Source organism: Azospirillaceae bacterium, assembly GCA_028283825.1.
In the GTDB taxonomy this organism is placed as follows: Bacteria; Pseudomonadota; Alphaproteobacteria; order Azospirillales; family Azospirillaceae; genus Nitrospirillum.
Window position 1 is genome coordinate 1,048,383 of sequence record JAPWJW010000003.1, and the last position, 21,618, is coordinate 1,070,000.

Below are 21,618 nucleotides of genomic sequence, written 5' to 3' on the forward strand. Positions count from 1 at the left end.
CCGCACCCGCAACCGTTAGGGATCAGAACTTCTCCACCCAGGGACGCAATTCCACTTCCCAGGCCCAGGCGCTGCGGTGTTGCCGGTGGACGTGCAGGTATTCCTGCGCGATGGCGTCGGGGTCCAGCCAGCGATCCTCCGGCCCCTCCTCACCGGGTTTCGCCCAACTGCTGGCGACACCGCCGTCGATGATGAAATGGGCGACATGGATGTTCTGCGGCGCCAGCTCGCGCGCCAGGCTTTGCGCCATGCCGCGCAGGGCGAACTTGCCCATGGCGAAGGGGGTGGACCCGGGCAGGCCCTTCACGCCGGCGGTGGCGCCGGTCAGCAGGATGCTGCCCCGCCCCAAGGCTCGCAAACGCACCGCCGCCTCACGCGCCACCAGCAATCCCGCGAAAGCGGTAACGCGCAGGCTTTCCATCACCTGGGCCGGGTCGATGTCCTGCACCAGGGCGCGGTAGCGGTTGCCGGCGTTGAACACCACCAGTTCCGGCACGCCCAGATCGGCCTCCACCTCCGTGAACAGGCGGGCCACGGCGCCCGGATCGCCGGCGTCGGTGGCATAGGCGTGCGCCCCCGTCTCCGCCACCAGATCGGCCAATTTCCCTGTGTCGCGCGCGGCCAGCGCCACCCGGAACCCTTCCTTGGCCAGCAGGCGGGCCAGCGATGCGCTGATGCCCTTGCCGGCCCCTACGATCAAGGCGGTGGATTGGTGGGTCATGATGCGTACTGCGCCTCGCCATTGCCGAACGACCAGTTCTCCTTGGCCACCTCCACCAGGCTGATGAACACATCCTCGCGCCGCAGGCCCAGACGCGCGTGCAGGCCGTCGGCCACCGCCTTGTAGAAGGCGCGCTTCACCTCCAACGTGCGGCCGGCGTTCAGGGTGACCTGCAGGATGATGCAATCGCGGGTGCGCTGGATGCCCAGATAGGTGGGATCGGCCACGAAATCGGTATCGGGGTGCTCAGTAATGATCTGGAAACGGTCGTCCTTGGGCACGTTCAGGGTGCTGAGCATGGCCTCATACACCACGTCGCCGATGGTGCGGCGATACTCGGCGGACTTGCCCTGGGCCAGGTCTATGCGGGCGAGCGGCATGGATTTATCCTCCCTAACAATGGCCCCGGATGCCGGAGCAGAATTCGAGTATGGCGGATTTATGGGTAATTGCCCGTATAATCGTTGACAGCGGCGATGCCCCGGCGCCTGATAGCGTGGCCGCGTTCAGCAGGACCGTTTGATGCCCACCGATACCGTTTCCGAGACCGAGGCCGAGTTGATCGCCTGCAATTGCACCGCACTGCGCCAGGCGTCGCGCCACATGTCCAAGTTCTATGACGAGGCGCTGGTGTCCATCGACCTGGCCACCAACCAGTATTCCATCCTGTCGCGCTTGCAACGCCACGGCCCCCGCAGCATCCAGGACCTGGCGGCCATGCTGGTGATGGACCGGTCCACCCTGGGCCACCTGCTGCGCCCGCTGGAAAAGCGCGACCTGGTGCGCCTGACCACCACGGCGCAAGACAAGCGCCGCCGCGTCATCGTCCTGACGCCGGCGGGCGAAGCCCTGGTGACCCAGGCCCGTCCCCTTTGGGCGGCGGCACAGGCGCGCTTCGAACAGGCTTTCGGCGCCGACAACGCGGAGACGCTACGCCGCATCCTGCGCCAGGTGGAAAAGACGGACCTCAGCAAGGCTTGATACTAAAGACTCAAATGGTGCCGGCGGCGGTGTAATCCACGCGGGCGCCCACATGCCCCAAGGGGGTGACGCCTAAGAGTTCAGCACGCGGTTCCAGCCCGTGACACCATCGGCGCCCTGTGATGGCGCCGCTCGACCCAGCCGGGCAGAACAATTCGGCGGCTTCCCTGAACCCGGAGGCATCCGATGTTTTCCAATATCCGCATCCTGTGGAAGATCGTCATCATCGTGGCGGCCATGGCCTTGGCCGCGGGGGGCATCGCCGCCGCCGGCCTGGTGGGCCTGCGCACCATGGCCAACCACGCGACCGAGATCCAGGCCGCCGGCAACGCCGCCACCCTGGGCGCCCGCATGAGCCGGGAGCTGTCCACCCTCAACCGCCTGGAATACCGTGTACTGGCCTTGCCGGAGGAATGGGAGGACGCCTCCCAGGCCAGGGACGTGGCCGAGGCCACCTTGACCAGCCGGCTGGACGCGCTGGAAAAACTGGTGACGCCGGACGAACGGCCCCAGCTGGCGGCCGTGCGCGCCGCCTACGCCGATTATGCGCCCGTCATGACATCCCTGTTCACCAAGGTGCGGCAGGCACGCGACGGCGACTACGCCGCCAGCCGGGCCGGCCTGGTGGACGCCATTCATGAGTCCCGCACCCACGTGGCGGCCTTGCAGGACAAGATGAAGGCGCTGGTGGACAGGCTGGAACAACGGTCCATCGCCGTGAACGCCCAAGCGCATGAGGCGGCGTCCCTGGCCACGCGCCTGATGATCCTGTTCACGGCCGTCGGCATCTTCGCCGGCTTGGCGGTGGGATACCTGGTCGCCAACCACGGCCTGCTGCGTCCCATCGTCCAGGTGGTGGGCGTGTTGCGGCGCCTAGCCGACGGGGACCTGGAAAGCGAAGTGCAGGGTGCCGGCCGGGGTGACGAGATCGGCGACATCGGGCGCGCCGCCGTCATCTTCCGCGACAATGCCCGCGAGGCCGAACGCCTGCGCGCCGCCCAGGCGGCGGACCGGGCCGCCAAGGCCCAACGGACGGAAGCGCTGGAAGGCCTGGTCAAACACTTCGAAGCCACGTCGGGCGACCTGGTGCGCATGCTGGCCAGCGCCGCGACGGAAATGGAGGCCACCGCCCATTCCATGGCCGGCCTGGCGGACCAGACCAACCAGCGCTCCGGCGCCGTGGCCAGCGCCTCGCACCAGGCGGCGATGAACGTGCAGACGGTGGCGGCGGCGACGGAGGAACTGGCCCTGTCGGTGAAGGAGATCGCACAGCAGGTGACCCATTCGCGCCGGATCGCCGGCCAGGCGCAGGATGAGGCGCTGGAGACGCGCCAGACCGTCGGCCAGCTGGCCGACAGCGCCCAGCGCATCGGCAACGTCGCCCAGATGATCGCCGGTATCGCGGCACAAACCAACCTGCTGGCCCTGAACGCCACCATCGAGGCGGCCCGCGCGGGCGACGCCGGCAAGGGATTCGTCGTCGTGGCCAACGAGGTCAAGGCCCTGGCGACCCAGACGTCCAAGGCCACGGATGAAATCGCCGGCCAGATCGGGGAAATCCAGGCGCTGACCACCCGCACCGTCGGCGCCATCGAGCGCATCAACGCCACCATCGCCGCCCTGTCGGAAATCGCCGTGGTCATCGCCTCGGCCGTGGAGGAACAGACCGCCGCCACCAACGAGATCGCCCGCAACGTGAACGAGGCGGCGGACGGCGTGGGCAGCGTTTCCAGCACCATCACCGACGTGAACCAGGCGGCCGTCACCACGGGGGGCGCCGCCAACCAGATGGTGGACGCGTCCGGACAATTGTCCCGCCAGGCCGAGACGCTCAACCGCGAGATCATGTCCTTCATCGGCGGCGTGAAAGCGGCGTGACGTACGCTGCGGAGCCGGCGACTTTTCCACCCGACTTGCCCTATGGTGCGCCGGATTCATGGTTAACCGGTTACCGCCCATAGGAGCTTCCCCATGCAGTCCCCCTACCGTGCCGCCGATGATCGTTACCAGGCGATGCCCTATCGCCGCTGCGGGCGCAGCGGCCTGGACCTGCCGGCCATCTCATTGGGCCTATGGCAGAATTTCGGCGGCGCCGACGTGTATGAGACCGGCCGTGCCATCCTGCGCCGCGCCTTCGACCGGGGCGTCACCCATTTCGACCTGGCCAACAACTACGGCCCGCCCTATGGCTCGGCGGAGGAGAATTTCGGCCGGGTGCTGGCCGCCGACTTCAAGCCCTACCGGGATGAATTGCTCATCTCCACCAAGGCCGGCTACGACATGTGGCCCGGCCCCTACGGCATCGGCGGATCACGCAAATACCTGACCGCCAGCCTGGACCAGAGCCTGCGCCGCATGGGCCTGGACTACGTCGATATCTTCTATTCCCACCGCGTTGATCCCAGCACCCCGCTGGAGGAAACGATGGGCGCCCTGGCCCAAGCGGTGCGCCAGGGCAAGGCCCTGTACGTCGGCATCTCCTCCTACTCCGCGGAGATGACGGCCAAGGCGGCGGCCTTGTTGCGGGAGATGGGCACCCCCTGCCTGATCCATCAACCCAGCTATTCCCTGCTGAACCGCTGGGTCGAGCAAGGCCTGCTGGACACGTTGGCGGACACCGGCATCGGCTGCATCGCCTTCTCCCCCTTGGCGCAGGGGCTGCTGTCCACCAAGTACCTGGACGGCGTGCCGGCCGACGCGCGGGCGGCCAAGGGCGGGTCGTTCAAGCAGCGCCTGCTGACGCCCGAAGCGCTGGAGCATGTGCGGGCGCTGCACACCATCGCCCAGCGGCGGGGACAGAGCCTGGCCCAGATGGCCATATCCTGGGTGCTGCGCGACCCGCGCGTCACCTCCGCCCTTATCGGCGCGCGCACGGTGGCGCAGTTGGACGACAGCCTGGACGCGCTGAAGACCCTGGCGTTCACGGCCGAGGAACTGGCGGAGATCGACCACCACGCGGTGGAGACCGGCATCAACCTGTGGCAGACATCCTCCGACGCCAGCACGCCGGCCTGAACCCCACGCCGGCCCCATAAAATGATGCCCGCGTCGGTGAAGACGCGGGCATCAAGGATGGCGGCGCTGGCGGGCGGGGGGCCGCTTGGATAAGGCCGCCTCTGGGGAAGGAAGCCGCGGGATCGGGCCGCGGGTCACGGTCCCCAGAATAGCGCCCCGCCCCCCGGCGTTCTTGCACGCCTCACGGCACTTTTGTCGGAATGGGTCGCGGCGTTTCGGCCCATCAGGCCGTCCCGGACACCTGGGCCAGGGCGTCCACCCGGTCGAGATGGCGATGAATGGCATCGATAAGGCCGCTCACGTCACCGTCCGTGCCCAGGGTGACGAAGCCGGCATCCGGCCCCTCTTCCACCCGCACCTCCCGTTCCATGAACAGGTCGAACACCCGCACCCGCAAGGGGTGGGCCCGGTACGGCCCCACGGCCACCGGTGCCCAGCCGCCGGTCTTGTCCCCCGCCGCCGACGCGTGGACCGCGACCACCAGCTTGAAGGTGCGCAAGTCCTGCGACAGCACGCAAAGCCGCAAGTCGGCCGGTGCGCCCGCCGCCGCCACCGGCGTGACGGTGATATAGAACAGCGGCACGTTGCCGATGTTCACACTATCGAAAAGATGGAAGGCGTAGGCGCCAGCGCGCCCATCGACCGACGCCACGATGTGCTTGGACAGCTGTTGCGCCAACGGCCACAAATCAGCCGCCGGCCCGCCCCCCGCGACCTCCGCCAGCAGGCCGGCCAGGGCGGCATCGCTGAAAGCGGCGGTCGCCTCCAACTCCTCCCGCGTTTCCGGCGTCAGCTCGGCCGGGCGCTTGCGGATGAACAGGTGGCCTTGCCCGCGCGCCGCCAGAATGTTCTGGCGGGTGCACAGCATGTCCGGACTGCCGCTCAGATACGGCCACGCCACGAAGGTCGCGTTGTGGCGGCGGACCGCGCCGTCCGCCACCGCCACCAGCAGGGTTTGCAGCATGGTCTCATCGGTCATGCAGGACCGGGCGAACGGCGCCGCGACCTCCGGCGTTGCCGCCAACGCCAGGATGGCGGCGGCGTGCGGGCGGGCAAGGACGATCCAGTTGCTGCCGTGGCACAGGCCCCGACGCACCGCCGCGTCCAGCGTCACGGCTTCGGTGCCGAAGGGACCGACGCCCGGCAATTCCCGGAAATCCAGGGAAAAGCGGTGCAGGGCGTCGGCCTGCCCGGCAGGGTCCATGGTCGTCACCGGCACGGCGTCGCTGTAGGACCAGCCGGGCTCCAGCGTCCAGCGGGCATCGTCCTGGCCGAACAGGGGCAGATGCTGTTCGCTCAGCCAGAAGAAATGCGACCAGGCATGCCCCCCCGCCAACGCGGCCTCCAGGGCGCGCAATGCGGCCGCCACCAGGGAATAGCCACCCCAGCTGCACGGTTGGGACGGCAGCGCTACCACATTGGGGAAACGGGCCGCTAGGCGCATCACCAGGTCGCGCAGGTCGGCGGGCGCCTTGGGGTCGCAATGGACAACGTAGAGATGTTCAGGCCGGTAAATGAACCGGAACAGGTCCGCCACCTGATCGCACGCCCTGTGGCAACTTATGAAATAACAGTTCGCCATGAGGCCCAACGTCCCAACCCGCCATCAAACCCCATGGCACATAGTACAAAGGCCGCGCGCAGCGCAACCCCGGCGGCACCGCCCATCCCGTCGCCCAGCACGGTCCTACCGCACCCGCACGGTGGCCTTGGCCTTTTGCCCGACGGCATCGATGACGGCGATGTCGGCGAAACCGATGCCGTCCGGCACCCACCCCGCCCCATCCTCACCGTCAGCTGACGGCAGCGGCAGGCCATTGACCAGCCAATGGAACGGCGCCCGGCCGCCCAACGCCTCCAGCGGGACGGCAGCGGCCGTGCCGTCATGGCCCTGCGCGCGCTCCACCTCCGCCCCGTCGGGTGGGAAGGCGATCTTCAGGGGCGCGTCGCCGCCACCGCCGATACCGGACCCATGGTCGAACAGGGCGAGCGTCATCGGCAGGGCCTGTCCCGGCCCCACCAGCAGGGCGCCCGGCGGCGGTGATGGCGCCTCCTCCCCGGCCGGCAGCAGGTCGGCGACGCGGAACAGCAGCGGTGCCGCCACATCCCGGCCGGCGGCACCGGGACGGGGGGTGCCGTCGGGCCGCCCCACCCAGACGCCGACGGCCTGGCCGCCCGTGAAACCCACCGCCCAGGCATCGCGAAAGCCGTAGGACGTGCCGGTCTTGTAAGCCAACCAACGCCCGCCGATGGCGGCGCGGCCATCGGGGCGGGGCGTTTCCGCCAGGATGTCGGCCACATACCAGGCGGCCACCGGGCTCAACAGCCGCCGTTCGGCCACGGCCCGATTGCCGGGAACCGGCAGCGTCAGCGCCAGGGGCAGCGCCCGTCCCCGGTCGGCCAGGTCGGCGTAAAGGTTGGTCAGGTCCGCCAGGCTGATGCCCACGCCGCCCAAGGCCAGCGGCAGGCCCGGCGCCGCGTCCGGACGCGGCAGGCTGACCTGGGCGCCGACCTCGCGCAGGCGGGCCAGGAAACGGGCCGGCCCCACCCGGTCCAGCACCTTGACCGCCGGCACGTTCAGCGATTGCTGCAGGGCCTCGCGCACCGTCACCAGCCCGTGGAACCCGCCGTCGAAATTGCGCGGGGCGTAATCGCCGAACACCGCCGGGGCATCGTTGATGCGGGTCTCGGGATGCAGGGGCAGCGCCTCGAACCCCATGCCATAGAGGAAGGGTTTCAGAGCGGAGCCGGGGGAGCGCGGGGCCGCCACCATGTCCACCTGGCCGAACGGCCCGGTGAAACTGCCGCCGACATAGGCGCGGGCGCGGCGGTTGGCGACATCCACCACCAGCACCGCGACCTCCGCCTCCGGCTCCAGCGCGGCACGGGCATCGCGGACCAGGGTCTCCACGCGACGCTGAAGCCCGGCATCCACGGTGGACGCGATGACGCTGCCGGTGGGTTGGGTCCGGCGCAAACGGTCGGCCAGGTGGGGCGCCAGGAAGGGCAGCGGGCGCCGCTCCGTCGGCACGCGCTCCGACATCGCCTCATGCGCCACCTGTCGGGTCAGAATGCCCCGGGCCGCCATGCGGCGCAGCAGGCCGTCGCGCCCCGCCTGGGCCGCCGCCGGCGCCAGGTCCGGCCGGCGCTTGGTCGGCGATTGCGGCAACGTCACCAGCAAGGCCGCCTGCCCCGGCGTCAGGGCCGACGGCGCCCGGCCGAAATAGGCCAGCGACGCCGCCCGCGCCCCTTCCAGGTTGCCGCCGAAGGGCGCCAGGGTCAGGTACATGCCCAGGATCTCACGCTTGGAAAAGCGTTCTTCCAGCTGAAAAGCCCGCAGCATCTCCACCAGCTTGGCGCCCACGGTGCGCGGCCGGGGTTCCAGCAGGCGGGCGACCTGCATGGTCAGGGTGGATCCGCCGGACACCACCCGGCCGTGGCGGGCCGCCTGCCACAGCGCCCGCGCCAGGGCCAGCGGATCGACACCGGGATGGCAGTAGAAGCGGTGGTCCTCATACGCCACCAGCATCGCCAGATAGGTCGCGTTCGCCTCATCCGCCGTCATGGGCAGGCGCCAGGCGCCGTCATCGCTGATGAAGGCGCGCAGCACCTCGCCGGAGGCGTCGGTCACCAGGGTGGACCGGTCGCGCCAGCGCGTCAGGTCCGGCGGGAACAGCCGGTCGGCGGCGAAAACCAGGACGGCCAGCGCCACCAGGCCGCCGGCGCCCAGGGCGACGATGCGGCGCCGGGTCACGGCACCGCGTCCACCACCGTGCGCCCGGAAGCGGTGCGGGCGATGGTGGCGGGGTCGTACATGTCCTGGGTGGAGGCCGGCGGCAGGGCGAACTGCCCCGGCGTCACCGCCCGGATGACGTAGGCAAAGCGGAAGGCGTGGGTGGGGCCGCTGTCATCGATCTCGTCATCATCGGTGGTGGCGTTGTCGTCATCGCCGTCTTCCTCATTGACGATGCGGTAGATCCAGGTCGATTGCCCCGCATCCAGCACGCCCACGAAGCGGTCGTCGCGCGCCTCCGCCATTGTGGCGCGGCTCAGTTCCTTCAGCCAGGCCAGGGCGTGCTTGCCCTTGCGCGCGGGGCGCAGCACGGACTCAATCTCCCACCCGGCGGGCAAGGGATCGACCGTCACCAGGGTGCGCTTCACCGGGAATTGCAGCACGCCGGACAGCACCACCACCAGCCGGGTGTTGCGGGCGACATGCGCCGTGTCGGCCGGCTTGCCGTCCATGGTGTAGACGTCCTTGGACAGGGTCAGCCCTTGCGACACGGGGCCTGGGCTTTCCTTGGGCACGCCGCGCAGTTGCACCGTGCGCCACACCGCCGCCGTGCCGCTGTTGGTCACGCCGAAGCCGGCGGCCAGTTGCGCGGCCGTGGGGCTGTAGCTGAGGGTGCGGCCGGTGGCGGCCTTGGCGAAGCCGGTGGTGGTCAGGGAAATGGGCTGCCCCTTGGCCAGGATGGCCTGGGACGCCAGCAGCAGCCAGCTTTTCTGGTTGGTGTTGTAGTACCAGGGTTCCTTCAGGCTCTGCAGCGCCAGGGTCAGCGCCGCCTCCTGCAAGGGGGCGTTGTTGGCTTCCGCCGCCACCGCCAGGGTGGCCGCCGCGTCGCGGAGGGGGGAGGTGTAATAGTCGTTCGACTGCCGCCCCAAATGATCGCGGGCCCGGGCGAAGGCCACCTCGGCCCGCGCCTTGTCGCCGGTGGACAGCAAGGCGGCGCCCAGCTGGGCATAGGCGACCGGTCCGGTGGACAGCCGTTCCCCCGTGATGTCGTGGATGTAACGCAGATTGGCCGGGACGGCGTGACCGGCACGGGCCAGCAGGTACTGGCCGTAGGCCACCGCCTCCCCCTCCGCCCCGGTGGCGCCCACCCCCTTGTCCGTCTGCTGCGTCACCCAGTCGGTCAGGGATTGCATGGCCGTTTCGGGTACGTAATAACCGGCGACGCGGGCGCGACTGAGGAAGTCGAACACGTACATCTGCAGCCAATCACCGCCCAGGCCGTCACCCGCCGACCACAGGCCGAACCGCCCCGTGGTGTCCTGGCGCTGCAACAGCCGGTCGATGGCGGTGTTGACCCGGTTATCCGGATCCTTGACGTTGCCCTCCAGGTTCAGGGCCCGCGCCAGGTCGCGGAAGGCCACCAGGGGCAGGGCCCGGCTGGTGGTCTGTTCGGTGCAGCCATAGGGGTAAAGGTCCAGATCCCGCATCAGGCCGGCGACGTCGATGCCGGGCAGGTTGGCGTAGGACAGGCTGACGCTGCCCGTCCCCGCCTGGAACAGGTCCAGCAGGTTCGGCGGCAGGGTGAAGGCCTCACCCGGCGCCTGCTGGCGCTGTTCCGCCATCACGATGGGCGCCTCCGCCGGGCGCACGGTGATGGGCCAATTCCGTTCCAGCTTCAGCCCGCCAGGCCCCTCCACCAGCAGCGTCAGGCCGCCGATGCCGGCCGGCCCGCCGCGCAGGGGCACGGATTGGATGACGCGCTGGCCGGCGGCCAGGGCGACGGTGCGCTTAGGCTCCCCCGCCAGCTTCAGGGCGCCGTCCGGCACCAGCGTCACGCGATAGTCGCCGGCCGCCCCCTCCAGATTATGCAGCAGCAGCGTGCCCGCCGCGGTGTCGTCCGGTGCCAGGAAACGGGGCAGGATGACCTCCGCCACCACCGGGTCGCGCACCACCATGGCGCCCTCGGCCATACCCATGCGGTCCTTATCCACCGCCACGGCCATCAGGCGCAGGCTGCCGGCGAAATCGGGGATGTCCAGCGTGACCTTGGCCCGCCCCTTGTCGTCCAGGGTCACCAGGCCGGAGAACAGGGCCACCGTGCGGGTGGGAACCACCGGCAGGCCGACACCGCCCGGCGCGCCATGGTCGCCGCCCTGGCGCAGCACGCCGGTCTGCCCGGCCTCGCTTTCCAGCAGGCGGCCGTAATCGTCGCGCATCTCGGCCGACAGCTTGCGCTTGGCGAAGTAATAGGCCAGCGGGTCGGGGGTACGGAACCGGGTCAGTTGCAGGATGCCCTCATCCACCGCCGCCACGGTGACGTGGGCACCAGGGTCCGCCCCCGCCGCCGTCACGGTTATGTCCACCTTCTGGCGGGGGCGCAGAATCTTGGGCGCATCGATGCTGACGGCCAGCGCCTTGCCCATCGGGTCGACCGGTATCCAGGCCAGGCCGACGGCGCGCACCGGCTGATGCCCCGCCGCCTTGTCCGCCGGCCGGATGAAGGAGATCAGGGCATAGGCGCCCGCCCCCCATTCCGCCTTGACCGGCACGTCCACCGTCACCGGTTCCGCCCCCACGGCGCGCGTGGCCAGGATGGTGACCTCACGCCCGGCGACGGCCACCTGCATCTGGCCGGCGAAGGGCGGTTCGATGCGCAGGTGCGCCGTCTCCCCTGGCTTGTAGGCGGCCTTGTCCAGCGCGGACGGCACCACGTCGGGCGCATCGGTGCTGACGCCGGCCATGTACCAGCCGGCATAGAAGGACACGGTGGTGACGGCGCCGGTGGCGGCGTTTTCCACCAGCAGGCGGTATTCGCCCCAGTCCAGGCGCTGGCTCACCCGGCCGGGGTGGGTCCCGTCCAGGTCCAGGGTGCCGTTGGCCACCTGCCGGTAATGGGCCGAGGATTTGTAGGACCATTGATAACCGCTGCGGTACCAGGTGTAGTCGCGCTCCACCTGGCTGAGGGTATAGCGCAGGCCTTTCGCCGCCTGCGCTGCCCCCAGGCTGTCCACCGCAATGATGTCGAAGTCGGCGCCACCGCCCTCCTGCACACGGTGGTTGGCGAACGCCGGCCGGATACCGACGAAACCGGCGCGGTAGCTGACCGGCAGGGCGGTCTGGTCGCGGGTGACGCGGCCGCCCGGCTCCACCACCGTGGCGGTGATGACGGCGTGCAGCGGCGCCGTCGCCGTGCCGGCCTCAGGCAAGGGGAATTCCACCTGGGCCTTGCCCTCGCCATCCGTCTTGGTGTCGGCGGCCGGCGCCGTCTGCGCCTCGAACTTGTCGTCGTCGCGGCCGAAGGCGAAATCCGTCCATTTGGCGAAGGGCTTGGAATCACGCTCCAGCCGCACCTCACCCCCGGCCGGCAAGTCAGCCGCGGCGGCGCCGTAAAGGAACCGCGCCTCCACCGGCAAGGTAGCGGTGCGCCCCGCCACCAGGGCCGGGACCGGCGGCTTGCCAATGGTGACCTTCAGCCGCTCGGGCACGAAGTCCTGCACCTCGAAGGTGCCTGAGCCCACGATCACGTCGCCGCCGGCCACATACAGATCGATCCGCCATTCGCCCCGGGGGGCGGCGGCACTGATGGGAATGTCCACGGCCCCGGCACCGGCCGACAGCTTCAGGGTCAGGTGGGCGGCCTCCACCCCGTCGCTGCGCCGGACCACGGCGGCCACGTTCTCCACCGCCGTCGTGCGGATCTGCCCGTCGCGCAGCACCAGGGCGGCGTGCACCGTCTCCCCCGGGCGGTAGATGCCGCGCTCGGTATAGACGAAGGCATCCAGGGGCCCGGGATCCTCCCGGCCGTCGGCACCCCGGGCGCTGAAGTCGAAGGCGGCGCGGTCCAGCGACAAGGCCGCGAAATCCGCCGGCTTGCTGGCGAAGGGGATCAGGGATGGGCCGCCCACGAACGCCTCCACCAGTGCCGGTCGGGCGCCGCCCTTGCCCCGCAGCAGGCCGATGGGGAAACGGGCGATGCCGTCGCCGTCGGTCTTGGCCTCACCCAGCGTGCCGGAATCGTGGGCCACCAGCACCACGCGGGCGCCGGACAGGGGGGCGGCCTTGGCCAGCGAGCGGGCGACGACGGTTAAACCATCCGGCCCGCTCAGCGTCGTCAGCGCCATGTCGGTTTCCACCAGCCAGCGCGCGGCCGTGCGTTCCATCCGCTGGCTGAAGTAATCATCGTCATCGCGCTTCAGCTTGGGATCTTCCACCACCAGCAGATAGGCGCCGGGCTGGCGGTCAGCCAGCACCTGGTCCAGGGGGAAGTTGGTGATGACGCGCTTGTTCTGCGGGCCCTTGGTTTCCATGGTCCCGGTCCAGACGGGCCGCACCTTTTCCTCAACCAGCTGCTGGACGCTCCAGCCGGTGGGATCCTGGTTCAGGGTCAGCGAGGACAGCGCCGTTTCCGGCGCGCGGTACAGGCTGAGGCGCACGGCTGGGATGTTGATCGTCTCCACGCCCACGCCGGCGTTGCCCACGCGCGGCAGCACGTAGCCCGTGCCGGCGATGCGGATGCTGCTGGCCAGGTCGTGCATCACCACGTGGAAGGTCAGATTACGGGCCAGACTGCCGCCGTCCGCCGCCGGCAGCCCGGCGCGGACGGTGACGTCATAAGCCTTGCCCGGCTCCAGCCCGCTGAGGCACAGCCGGCGCTCATTGGCGGTGACGGCGATGTCACCGCCGGGCGCCACCGCGACGAAACCCGACAGGTCGCCGCGGCTGTCGGCCAGCGCCCCGTTGAAGGTGACGCAAGCCGCGGTGCTGTCGCTGTCGTCCTGCGCCAAGCCGCCGGACGGCGCCAGGGGTGGTCCCGCCAGCGCCGGTCCGGCCTGCATCAGGGCAGCACCCAAGATGGCGGCCCGCAAGAGCCGGGCGAAAGCGATGACCGGGCGGGTGGAAGACGCGGCGCGACGTCCCATGGCGGCAAGTCCCAGGCAGGATCAGGGCGACCACGGGCGGCCGGTCGCGAAGGCGGGACTTGATCGTTGCGATGCTGCCAATAGAGCGTCAAGGCCGATCGGCAATTTCCACGATCATCGCCTTCAGAGGTATGGCGCCCAGATAGGGGATGGCGATGCCATCACCGCTGATGACAGCAAAACGCGACCTCACCGCACCCAGCGGCGACAGCGGGGGTGCCGGCCTGGGCTGCCCAAACGCCCGGGCGCAATGGACTCGGGAAAGGACGCGTCGTTACCGCTCGATGCGATAGACGTAAGCGAACTGGCCGGCGGGCCGCTTGGGCACGGTCAGGTGCAGGCCGTCGCCGTCCTGACGGAAGGTGACAGGCGTGCCGGCGCCGCCGTCCAGCAGGGTGACGCCTTTCACCGCGTCCTCCGCCTGCACCGCGTGGATCACCACCTCGTCATCCTCCGGCCAGTCCAGTTCGATGGCGTAGAGGGTGTCACCCTTGGCGGTGAAGCGGAAATCCCCCGCCGTGAAGGGCTTGGTCTTGCCCTCCTGGAAAGCGCCGCTGACCACCTGGGTGGGCCCCTCGCCGAACTGGCGCCAGGGGCGGGTGCCGTAGATGGCCTCACCGTTGGTCTTCAGCCAGCCGCCCACCGCCAGCAGGGTATCCTGCACGCCCTGGGGGATGGTGCCGTCGGCCTTGGGCCCGATGTTCAGCAGCAGATTGCCGTTCTTGGACACGATGTCGGCCAGCAGATGCACCACCTGCTGCGGCGACTTGTAGGTCTCATTCTCCACATAACCCCAGCTGATGTTGCCCAGCGAGGTGCAGGTCTGCCAGACATGGGGCTGGATGTCGGGCATCTGGCCGCGTTCCACGTCCATCACGCCGGCGGTGGGCGGCAGCGCCCCTTCCTTGAAGTTGACGATGGCGGAGCCGCCGCGCTTGGCCTGGGTGTTGTAATAATAGGCCAGGAACTTCGGCAGGGTGTTGCGGAAGGCCGGGTTGCTGATCCACCAGTCGAAATAGATCAGGTCGGGGTGATAGTTCTCCACCAGTTCAGCCGTGCGCGCCGTCCAATCCTCCAGCCAGGCGTGCGAGACGTAGGTGAAGTCGCCCGTCATCTGCGGATCGCCCACCTCCTCCCCCGTCAGGCGGATTTCGGCGGGGCCGTACAGGTCGGCATAACGCGGGTCGTTGACGTCGGAGGGGATCTTGCGGCCGTCGCCGAAGAACCAGTCATGCTCCGCCCGGTGCGACGACAGGCCCAGGTGCAGCCCCTGCGCCCGCACCGCCCGCGCCAGGTCGCCGATCAGGTCGCGCTTCGGCCCCATGCGCAGGGCCGACCAGTCGGACAACCTGGTGGCGTACATGGCGAAGCCGTCATGGTGTTCGGCCACCGGCACGACGTAGCGGGCGCCGGCGGCGCGGAACAGGGCGGCCCAGGCACGAGGGTCGTACTTCTCCGCCTTGAACTGGGGGATGAAATCCTTGTAGCCGAACTTGTCCGGCGGGCCGTACGTGGCGACGTGGTGCTGATATTCCTGGCTGCCCTTGATGTACATGCGGCGCGAGTACCACTCGCTGCCGAAGGCGGGCACGGAATAGACGCCCCAGTGGATGAAGATGCCGAATTTGGCGTCCGCATACCATTGCGGCACCTGATATCCCCGCAACGACACCCAGTCCGCCCGGAACGGCCCCTCCGCATCGCCCGCAATCACCGTTTTCAGCAGGGCGTCCCGCTCCCGCACCGTCCGGGATGCCGCCTTGTGCCACGCCGCGTCCATCTGCGCCGGTGTCAGGGTGCTGACGGTGGGTGCCGTCGGGGAAACGGCGGGGGGCGGATCGGCGGCGAAGGCGACCGGGACGACCAGGAAAGCGGCGGCGGCACCCAGGAGGCGCCATGAAAAAACGGCGGAGCGGGCGGTCATGGGTGTTCGGCGACCTTTCCTTGGGGCCCCCCTGCGATGTCGGGGCGTCACTGGATGGAACATCCCACCCTGGCACACCCTTCCGCGTGTCGCCACAAAAGCGAAGGCGATGAAAAAGCGGGATTGTGTCCGGAAGCACGATGTCCCACCATCCGGCCGCAGCATTCTTAAATTTGAAAAAGGAATTGTCCGGATGGCACCGCCTGTGAGCCCGCGCCCCACGGATCTGCACCCATCGCTGGGGGCAAGTCTGTCGGGCACCAACCTGGAACGGGCAGGCGACCACAACCAGCGGGTCATGCTGCAGGCCATCCGGGTCAGCGGCCCGGTCACGCGGGCGGAGCTGGCCACCGTCACCGGGCTGACGGCGCCGGCCATCGCCAACATCACCAAGCGCCTGCTGAACGACGGCCTGGTGATGGAGGTGGGGCGCCTGCACGGCGCCCGGGGGCAGCCGGCCATGCGCCTGGCCATCAACCCCGACGGCTGCTTTTCCATCGGCGTCAATATCGACCGCGACCATGTGACGGTGGTGCTGCTGGACCTGCTGGGCCAGGTGCGGCACCGCGCCACGCTGGAGGTCGACTTCCCCCTGCCCGACGCCGTCGCGACCTTCTTCAAGGAACAGATGGACGGCCTGCTGGGGGGCGGGGCCTTCCCGAACGACCGAATCGTCGGCATCGGCGTCGCCATGCCGGACGACCTGGCACGCGTCAACCTGCCCAACCGGCCCGACAGCTACGATGCCTGGAACAGTGTGGATGTCGCCCGCCTGTTCGCCAACACCCTGCCCCTGCCCGTCTTCCTGGAAAACGACGCGGCGGCGGCGGCACTGGGTGAATTGCAATTCGGCCACGGGCTGCGCGATCCCAGCTTCTTCTACATCCTGGTCAGCCGCGGCCTGGGCGGCGGCATGGTGATCGATGGGCAGTATTTCCGCGGCGCCCAGGGGCGTAGCGGTGAAATCGGCTTCCTGCCCGTCTCCTCCCCCCGCACGCTGGCCAAGTCCTTGCAGGAGGCGGTGTCCCTGTCCGCCCTGTTCGCCTTCCTGGCCGGCCATGGCCGCACCGTGACCCAGCCGGACCAGCTGGCCGAACTGGACGCCGCCGGCCAGGCGCTGGTGGACCAGTGGCTGGACCTGGCGGCGGAACTGCTGGCCAGCCCCATCATCGCCGTCAGTTGCCTGGTGAACCCGGAGGCGGTGTTCCTGGGCGGCCGCCTGCCCACCGCGCAGCTGGATCGCCTGGCCCAGCTGATCGCCCGCCGGCTGGAGGCTTTCGCCGGCGCCATCCCGGTGATCGCCCCCGTGCACCGCGCCGCCACCGCCATGGACGCCCCCGCCGTGGGGGCAGCCATCCTGCCCTTCAACGACCGCCTGCTGCCGTCGCGCGCCGCCCTGATGAAGACCTCCGCCACCTGAGCCTGGAACGGTGGCGACGGCCGATTTCTGTCCTCAATAATTAATATTTCAATTTTCATTTTAGAGCGGGCGCGTTATCGTCGGCCCCACAACGGTTGTGGCTTGGCACCGGATTGACCCCGGTTACCCCAAGGTGGGACCGGCGCATAAAACAGGCCTCAAACCTTAGGGAACGCCAAAGGATCGTGGGAGGGGTGCGGAGGGCCACCGCCTGGATGGATTCCGGGTGCTTTGGCCCCGGCTGGCGCCCCTTGCGTGCTCCAGGCGTCCGACGCCACTCTCGAGGGCATCACGGATGATACAGATCGGCGTGGATTTCGGCGGCACCAAGATCGAGGCGGCCGCGCTGGCGCCTGACGGCCGTTTCCTGTCCCGCATCCGGGCCGCCAATCCCGGCGAATATGACACCGCCATCGCCACCGTCTGCACCCTGATCCACAAGGTCGAGGCCGAGGCCGGCGGCCAGGGCACGGTGGGCATCGGGCTGCCCGGTTCCATCTCGCCGCGCACCGGGCTGATGCGCAACGCCAACACCGTTTGGCTGAACGGCCGCGTCTTCCACGACGATCTGGGCCGCGCCCTGGGCCGGCCGGTGCGCGTGGCCAACGACGCCAACTGCCTGGCTTTGTCAGAGGCGGTGGACGGTGCGGCCGCCGGCGCCCGCGTCGCCTTCGCTGTCATCCTGGGTACCGGCTGCGGCAGCGGCCTGGTGGTGGACGGCCGCCTGGTGGAGGGCGCCAACGGCATGGCGGGGGAATTGGGCCACGTCGCCCTGCCCTGGCCCAAGGCCGACGAACTGCCGGGGCCGGAATGCTGGTGCGGCAAGCGCGGCTGCCTGGAAACCTGGATCTCCGGCACCGGCGTGCGCCGGGATTTCCAGACCGTCACCGGCCGTTCCCTGGATACCGAAGCCATCATCCAGGGCATGCGCCGCAATGAACCCGACGCCGTCGCCGCCTTCGACCGCTTCGTCGACCGGCTGGGCCGGGGCCTGGCCGCCGTCTCCCACATCGCCGACCCCGATGTCTTCATCCTGGGCGGCGGCCTGTCCAACGTGACGGAAATCTACCAGCGCCTGCCCGACGCCATACGTCCCCACTTGTTCACCGACACGTGGGAGGCCAAGATCCTTCCGGCACGCTGGGGCGATTCCTCTGGCGTGCGTGGCGCCGCCCGCCTCTGGTCCTGATCCGTCCATCCACAAAGGAAAGCCCCGATGTCTTCCCCCGCCCTGATCGACGCCGCCGCCGTGCGCGGCCAATTGAAGGCCTGGCTGGTGGAACAGGCCTATCCGCTGTGGTGGCAGGCGGGGGCCGACCGGGTGAACGGCGGCTTTCATGAAAAGCTGGACCTGAACGGCAAGCCCACCAACGACGCCCGCCGGGCGCGGGTGCAGGCCCGCCAGGTCTACTCCTATTCCGTCGCCGCCCGGTCGGGCTGGAACGGTCCGGTGCGTGAGGCGGCGGAACACGGCCTGACCTTCTTCCTGAACCACTACCGCCGGCCCGACGGCCTGTTCCGCACCAAGGTGGCGCCGGACGGTTCCTGTTTGGACGACACCGTGGTGCTGTACGACCAGGCCTTCGCCCTGTTCGCGCTGGCCGCCGCGCAAAGCGCCACGCCCGAAAGTCGGGTGCCGGAGGAAATGGCGGTGGCCTTGCGCCAGCGCCTGCTGGACACCCTGCACCATGCCCAGGGCGGGTTCGAGGAAAGCCACCCCCGCACCCTGCCGCTGCTGTCCAACCCGCACATGCACATGCTGGAGGCCTCATTGGCCTGGATGGAGCAGGGCGGCGACAAGGGCTGGCGCAACCTGGCGGAAGAGATCGTGGGCCTGGCCCTCACCCGCTTCATCGACGACGACATGGGCGGGCTGAAGGAATTCTTCGACGGCGACTGGCACCCCCAGGCCGGCACCCCCGGCCGGATTGTCGAGCCGGGGCACCAGTTCGAATGGTCGTGGCTGATGCTGCGCTGGGCCGGCCTGACGGGCAGCAAGGCGGCGGCGGATGCCGCCTGGCGCATGATCGCGGTGGGGGAAGGATCGGGCGTGGACCCGGCGCGTGGTGTCGCCATGAACGCCCTGCTGGACGACCTCACGCCGCACGATCCGGTAGCCCGGCTGTGGCCGCAGACGGAACGCATCAAGTGTGCCGTGCTGGCCGCCTTGGCCACCCGCGACGACCCGCAACAGTCCGACGGCTATTGGTCCATGGCGGCGGCCGGCGGGCGCGGCCTGATGAAATATTTCGACACGCCGGTGCAGGGCCTGTGGCGCGACCGCCTGAACCCGGACGGGACGTTCGTGGAGGAAGCGGCACCCGCCAGCAGCTTCTACCATATCGTTTGCGCCATCCAGGAACTGGACCAGGCCCTGGCCAAGGCCGGGCATCCGGGCTGACGCGTCCCGGGCATTGATATCGCCGCATCGGTCGGTTCTACTGTCGCCCAAAATAGGGGGCAGACAGAATGCGGCGACTGATTTTCCTGGCGGCCTTGCTGGCCGGCACCATCCTGAGCGCCACGCCGTCGAGGGCCGAGGTGGAGCGGGTGGAGATCACCGAACGGACGGTGCTGGCCGACGGCGCCACCTTCGGTGAGGCCGGCGCCTACGAGAAGATCCGGGGGACGGCCTGGGTGGCGCTGGACCCCGCCCTGCCCGCCAACGCCAACATCACCGACCTGGCGCTGGCGCCCCGGGACAAGCGCGGCCGCGTGGTGTTCGCCACTGACTTCCTGATGCTGCGTCCCGTGGACGCCGCCCGCCGCAACGGCGCCCTGTTCTACGACGTCAACAACCGCGGCGGCATCGCCGCCTTGGGTCAGGCCAATGGCCGTGTGCCACCGCACAACGACCCCACCACCCTGGCCGACACCGGCAACGGCTTCTTCTTCAAGCGCGGCTTCACCCTGCTGTGGTCAGCCTGGACCTGGGACGTCCAGCCAGGCGGGCCCGGCGACAAGCCCTTCATCCTGAAGCCGCCGGTGGCGACCGAAAAAGGCAAGCCCATCACCGGCAAGGCCGCCTATGAGTTCATCGTCGACGCACCGGCCAAGACCGCGACCTACGTCGGCATGAAAGGCACGCCCTACCCCTTCGCCACCCCCGGCGCACCGGACGCCGTGCTGACCGAACGCGACGCGCCCGACAGCCCCCGCCACGTCATCCCGCGCGACGCCTGGACCTTCGTCAACAGCGGCGACGGTGCCTTGCCCATCGAGGTGCGGATGGACGCCGGCTTCCAGACCGGCAAGCTGTACGAGGTGGTGGTGCCGTCGCGCGACCCATACGTGGTGGGCGTCGGCCTGGCGGGCATCCGCGACCTGCTGTCCTACTTCAAGAACCAGCCTTTCGCCGGCCAGACGCCACTGTCGCGCGCCCTGATCTTCGGCATTTCCCAGTCGGGCCGGGTCATCGACACCATGCTGTACAATGGCTGGAACCGGGATGAGGAGGGCCGGCCGGCCTTCGACGGCGCCTATGCCCAGGTGCCGGGTGCCGGCAAGGGTGCCTTCAACCAGCGCTTCGGCATGGCCACCCGCCATTTCAGCCCGCTGGTGGAGCAGATCTACTTCTCCGACGCCTTCCCCTTCACCACCGTGACCTCGACCGACGCCGCCACGGGGGAAAGCGGGTCGATGCTGGACGGCGCGCGGGCGGCGGGGCCCCTGCCCAAGATGATCTTCGCCAACACCTCGGCGGAGTACTGGAACCGCTCCGCCTCACTGCTGCACATCACGCCGGACGGCCAGGCGGACGCCGCCATCGATCCCGACGCCCGCATCTACATGCTGGCGGGATCGCAGCATTATGTCGGCCGCTCCCACACCCGGGCGCCGTTCACTGCGTGCGTCAACACCACCAACCATTACCCGGTGGAACGTGCCCTGATCGTGGCCTTGGACAATTGGGTGCAGGGCAAGGGCCAACCACCGGCCAGCGCCGTGCCCAAGCTGGCCGACGGCACGCTGGTGCCGGCGGCTGTCGCCAAGGCGGCGTTCCCGGCCGTGCCCGGCCTGACGCCGCCTGCCGGTCCCCTGGCACCGCCGCGCCTGGATTTCGGCCCGCGCTATGCCCAGGGCATCGCCGACCGCGTGCCGCCGGCGCGGGGTGCGGCTTACGTCACCCGCGTGCCTGCCCCCGATGCCGACGGCAACGACCGCGGCGGCGTGCGCCAGGTGGAGGTGGAGGCGCCGCTGGGCACCCACACCGGCTGGAACCTGCGGGCGCCGGAAACCGGCTTCGCGGAAGTGCAGGCGCGCTTCGACGGTTCCTTCGTGCCCTTCGCCCGGACGGCGGCGGAACGCGCGGCCAGCCATGACCCGCGCCCGTCGCTGGCCGAGCGCTATCCCACCCGCGACGCCTTCCTGGCCAAGGTGCGCGCGGCCGTGACCCGCGAAGTCCAGGCCGGCTTCATCCTGGCGGAAGAGGCGGACGGCCTGGTGGCCGACCAGGGCGCGCTGTACGACCGCATCCTGGCCCACGACCCGGCGGATACCGGCTGCGGGTATCTGTATATGAATTAAGTGCCCTCAAACGCCGGGCGGGCGCATCCGCGCCCTTGGCTTATCCTCGATTTTCAGTCCGCCTTCGGCTCCCCAAAAATCTCCGGCGGCCCCGGTCGGGGCCTACAGCGGCATGAGGCGTCTCATGCCGCTGCCATGCTCAGGATTTGTGCGCCCGCGCCTGTTCCGCGCTCGGCCGCTCGATATCGAAGCGGGTGTCCGGCGTGATGGCGGCGTAGGCGCTGGGGCCGCCGGCGCGCAGAATGATGCCGGCACCGAAGGTGTCGAACAGGCCGTCGACCAGCAGGTGGCGGCTGATGTGGATGGCCACCGCCTCCCCCATCACCAGCCAGGAATCGACGTCGGTACCGTCATGGCGGCGCAGGCGGTGGATGTCGG

At 69.5% G+C, this 21,618-nt stretch carries 14 protein-coding genes (1 of these 14 cut by a window edge); 7 read left to right on the forward strand and 7 right to left on the reverse strand.

The window, feature by feature from the left end; translation table 11 throughout:
* Nucleotides 1-22 precede the first annotated feature (22 nt).
* A complete protein-coding gene (locus tag PW843_16700; protein ID MDE1148239.1) occupies nt 23-721 on the reverse strand; it encodes an SDR family NAD(P)-dependent oxidoreductase in 699 nt (232 codons plus the stop codon).
* A complete protein-coding gene (locus PW843_16705; GenBank protein MDE1148240.1) occupies nt 718-1,101 on the reverse strand; it encodes a tautomerase family protein in 384 nt (127 codons plus the stop codon). The genes PW843_16700 and PW843_16705 overlap by 4 nt, the downstream gene beginning before the upstream one ends.
* A gap of 142 nt (nt 1,102-1,243) precedes the next feature.
* Here PW843_16705 and PW843_16710 point away from each other — a divergent pair, with 142 nt between their 5' ends.
* The 3 genes from PW843_16710 (at nt 1,244) to mgrA (ending at nt 4,717) form a co-directional block, all read left to right on the forward strand.
* Nucleotides 1,244-1,702: a MarR family winged helix-turn-helix transcriptional regulator gene (locus tag PW843_16710; GenBank protein ID MDE1148241.1), complete on the forward strand. Its 459-nt coding sequence runs from the start codon at nt 1,244-1,246 to the stop codon at nt 1,700-1,702.
* 186 nt (nt 1,703-1,888) lie between these two features.
* Nucleotides 1,889-3,580, forward strand: a complete 1,692-nt coding sequence (locus tag PW843_16715; GenBank protein ID MDE1148242.1) for a HAMP domain-containing methyl-accepting chemotaxis protein — start codon at nt 1,889-1,891, stop codon at nt 3,578-3,580.
* Nucleotides 3,581-3,673: 93 nt separating this feature from the next.
* Nucleotides 3,674-4,717 carry an L-glyceraldehyde 3-phosphate reductase gene (mgrA, locus tag PW843_16720; protein MDE1148243.1) on the forward strand — a complete coding sequence of 348 codons (1,044 nt, stop codon included), beginning with the start codon at nt 3,674-3,676 and terminating at the stop codon, nt 4,715-4,717.
* A gap of 223 nt (nt 4,718-4,940) precedes the next feature.
* On the opposite strand, the gene PW843_16725 is transcribed toward mgrA, so the two are convergent.
* From PW843_16725 to PW843_16740, 4 genes are all read right to left on the reverse strand, one after another.
* Nucleotides 4,941-6,299: a beta-1,6-N-acetylglucosaminyltransferase gene (locus PW843_16725; protein ID MDE1148244.1), complete on the reverse strand. Its 1,359-nt coding sequence runs from the start codon at nt 6,297-6,299 to the stop codon at nt 4,941-4,943.
* Between the two features lie 105 nt (nt 6,300-6,404).
* Nucleotides 6,405-8,471 (reverse strand): penicillin-binding protein 1C, encoded by a 2,067-nt coding sequence (gene pbpC / locus PW843_16730; protein MDE1148245.1) that lies wholly within the window; start codon nt 8,469-8,471, stop codon nt 6,405-6,407.
* The gene (locus PW843_16735) at nt 8,468-13,369 is read right to left on the reverse strand and encodes an alpha-2-macroglobulin (GenBank protein ID MDE1148246.1); all 4,902 of its coding nucleotides are present in this window, start codon (nt 13,367-13,369) and stop codon (nt 8,468-8,470) included. The genes pbpC and PW843_16735 overlap by 4 nt, the downstream gene beginning before the upstream one ends.
* 274 nt (nt 13,370-13,643) lie before the next feature.
* Nucleotides 13,644-15,293: an alpha-L-fucosidase gene (locus PW843_16740; protein ID MDE1148247.1), complete on the reverse strand. Its 1,650-nt coding sequence runs from the start codon at nt 15,291-15,293 to the stop codon at nt 13,644-13,646.
* A gap of 193 nt (nt 15,294-15,486) precedes the next feature.
* Between PW843_16740 and PW843_16745 the strand changes: the two genes are divergently transcribed.
* The 4 genes from PW843_16745 (at nt 15,487) to PW843_16760 (ending at nt 21,240) form a co-directional block, all read left to right on the forward strand.
* Nucleotides 15,487-16,713, forward strand: a complete 1,227-nt coding sequence (locus tag PW843_16745; GenBank protein MDE1148248.1) for an ROK family transcriptional regulator — start codon at nt 15,487-15,489, stop codon at nt 16,711-16,713.
* 295 nt (nt 16,714-17,008) lie between these two features.
* Nucleotides 17,009-17,902, forward strand: coding sequence for an ROK family protein (locus PW843_16750; GenBank protein MDE1148249.1), 894 nt, complete (start codon nt 17,009-17,011; stop codon nt 17,900-17,902).
* Nucleotides 17,903-17,929: 27 nt separating this feature from the next.
* Nucleotides 17,930-19,114, forward strand: a complete 1,185-nt coding sequence (locus PW843_16755) for an AGE family epimerase/isomerase (protein ID MDE1148250.1) — start codon at nt 17,930-17,932, stop codon at nt 19,112-19,114.
* A gap of 68 nt (nt 19,115-19,182) precedes the next feature.
* Nucleotides 19,183-21,240 (forward strand): alpha/beta hydrolase domain-containing protein, encoded by a 2,058-nt coding sequence (locus tag PW843_16760; protein MDE1148251.1) that lies wholly within the window; start codon nt 19,183-19,185, stop codon nt 21,238-21,240.
* A gap of 139 nt (nt 21,241-21,379) precedes the next feature.
* Here PW843_16760 and PW843_16765 read toward each other — a convergent pair whose 3' ends face one another.
* Nucleotides 21,380-21,618, reverse strand: the end of a protein-coding gene (locus PW843_16765; protein MDE1148252.1) for a flavin reductase family protein. It continues 415 nt past the right edge of the window; 239 of the gene's 654 nt are visible here — the last part of the coding sequence; its start codon lies off the right edge, out of view; it ends in the stop codon at nt 21,380-21,382.

Bases quoted from the DNA above. Each gene is read 5' to 3' on its own strand.
- PW843_16700 (MDE1148239.1), bottom strand. From the start codon at position 721: ATGACCCACCAATCCACCGCCTTGATCGTAGGGGCCGGCAAGGGCATC.
- PW843_16705 (MDE1148240.1), bottom strand. From the start codon at position 1,101: ATGCCGCTCGCCCGCATAGACCTGGCCCAGGGCAAGTCCGCCGAGTAT.
- PW843_16710 (MDE1148241.1), top strand. From the start codon at position 1,244: ATGCCCACCGATACCGTTTCCGAGACCGAGGCCGAGTTGATCGCCTGC.
- PW843_16715 (MDE1148242.1), top strand. From the start codon at position 1,889: ATGTTTTCCAATATCCGCATCCTGTGGAAGATCGTCATCATCGTGGCG.
- mgrA (MDE1148243.1), top strand. From the start codon at position 3,674: ATGCAGTCCCCCTACCGTGCCGCCGATGATCGTTACCAGGCGATGCCC.
- PW843_16725 (MDE1148244.1), bottom strand. From the start codon at position 6,299: ATGGCGAACTGTTATTTCATAAGTTGCCACAGGGCGTGCGATCAGGTG.
- PW843_16735 (MDE1148246.1), bottom strand. From the start codon at position 13,369: ATGGGACGTCGCGCCGCGTCTTCCACCCGCCCGGTCATCGCTTTCGCC.
- PW843_16740 (MDE1148247.1), bottom strand. From the start codon at position 15,293: ATGACCGCCCGCTCCGCCGTTTTTTCATGGCGCCTCCTGGGTGCCGCC.
- PW843_16745 (MDE1148248.1), top strand. From the start codon at position 15,487: ATGGCACCGCCTGTGAGCCCGCGCCCCACGGATCTGCACCCATCGCTG.
- PW843_16750 (MDE1148249.1), top strand. From the start codon at position 17,009: ATGATACAGATCGGCGTGGATTTCGGCGGCACCAAGATCGAGGCGGCC.
- PW843_16755 (MDE1148250.1), top strand. From the start codon at position 17,930: ATGTCTTCCCCCGCCCTGATCGACGCCGCCGCCGTGCGCGGCCAATTG.
- PW843_16760 (MDE1148251.1), top strand. From the start codon at position 19,183: ATGCGGCGACTGATTTTCCTGGCGGCCTTGCTGGCCGGCACCATCCTG.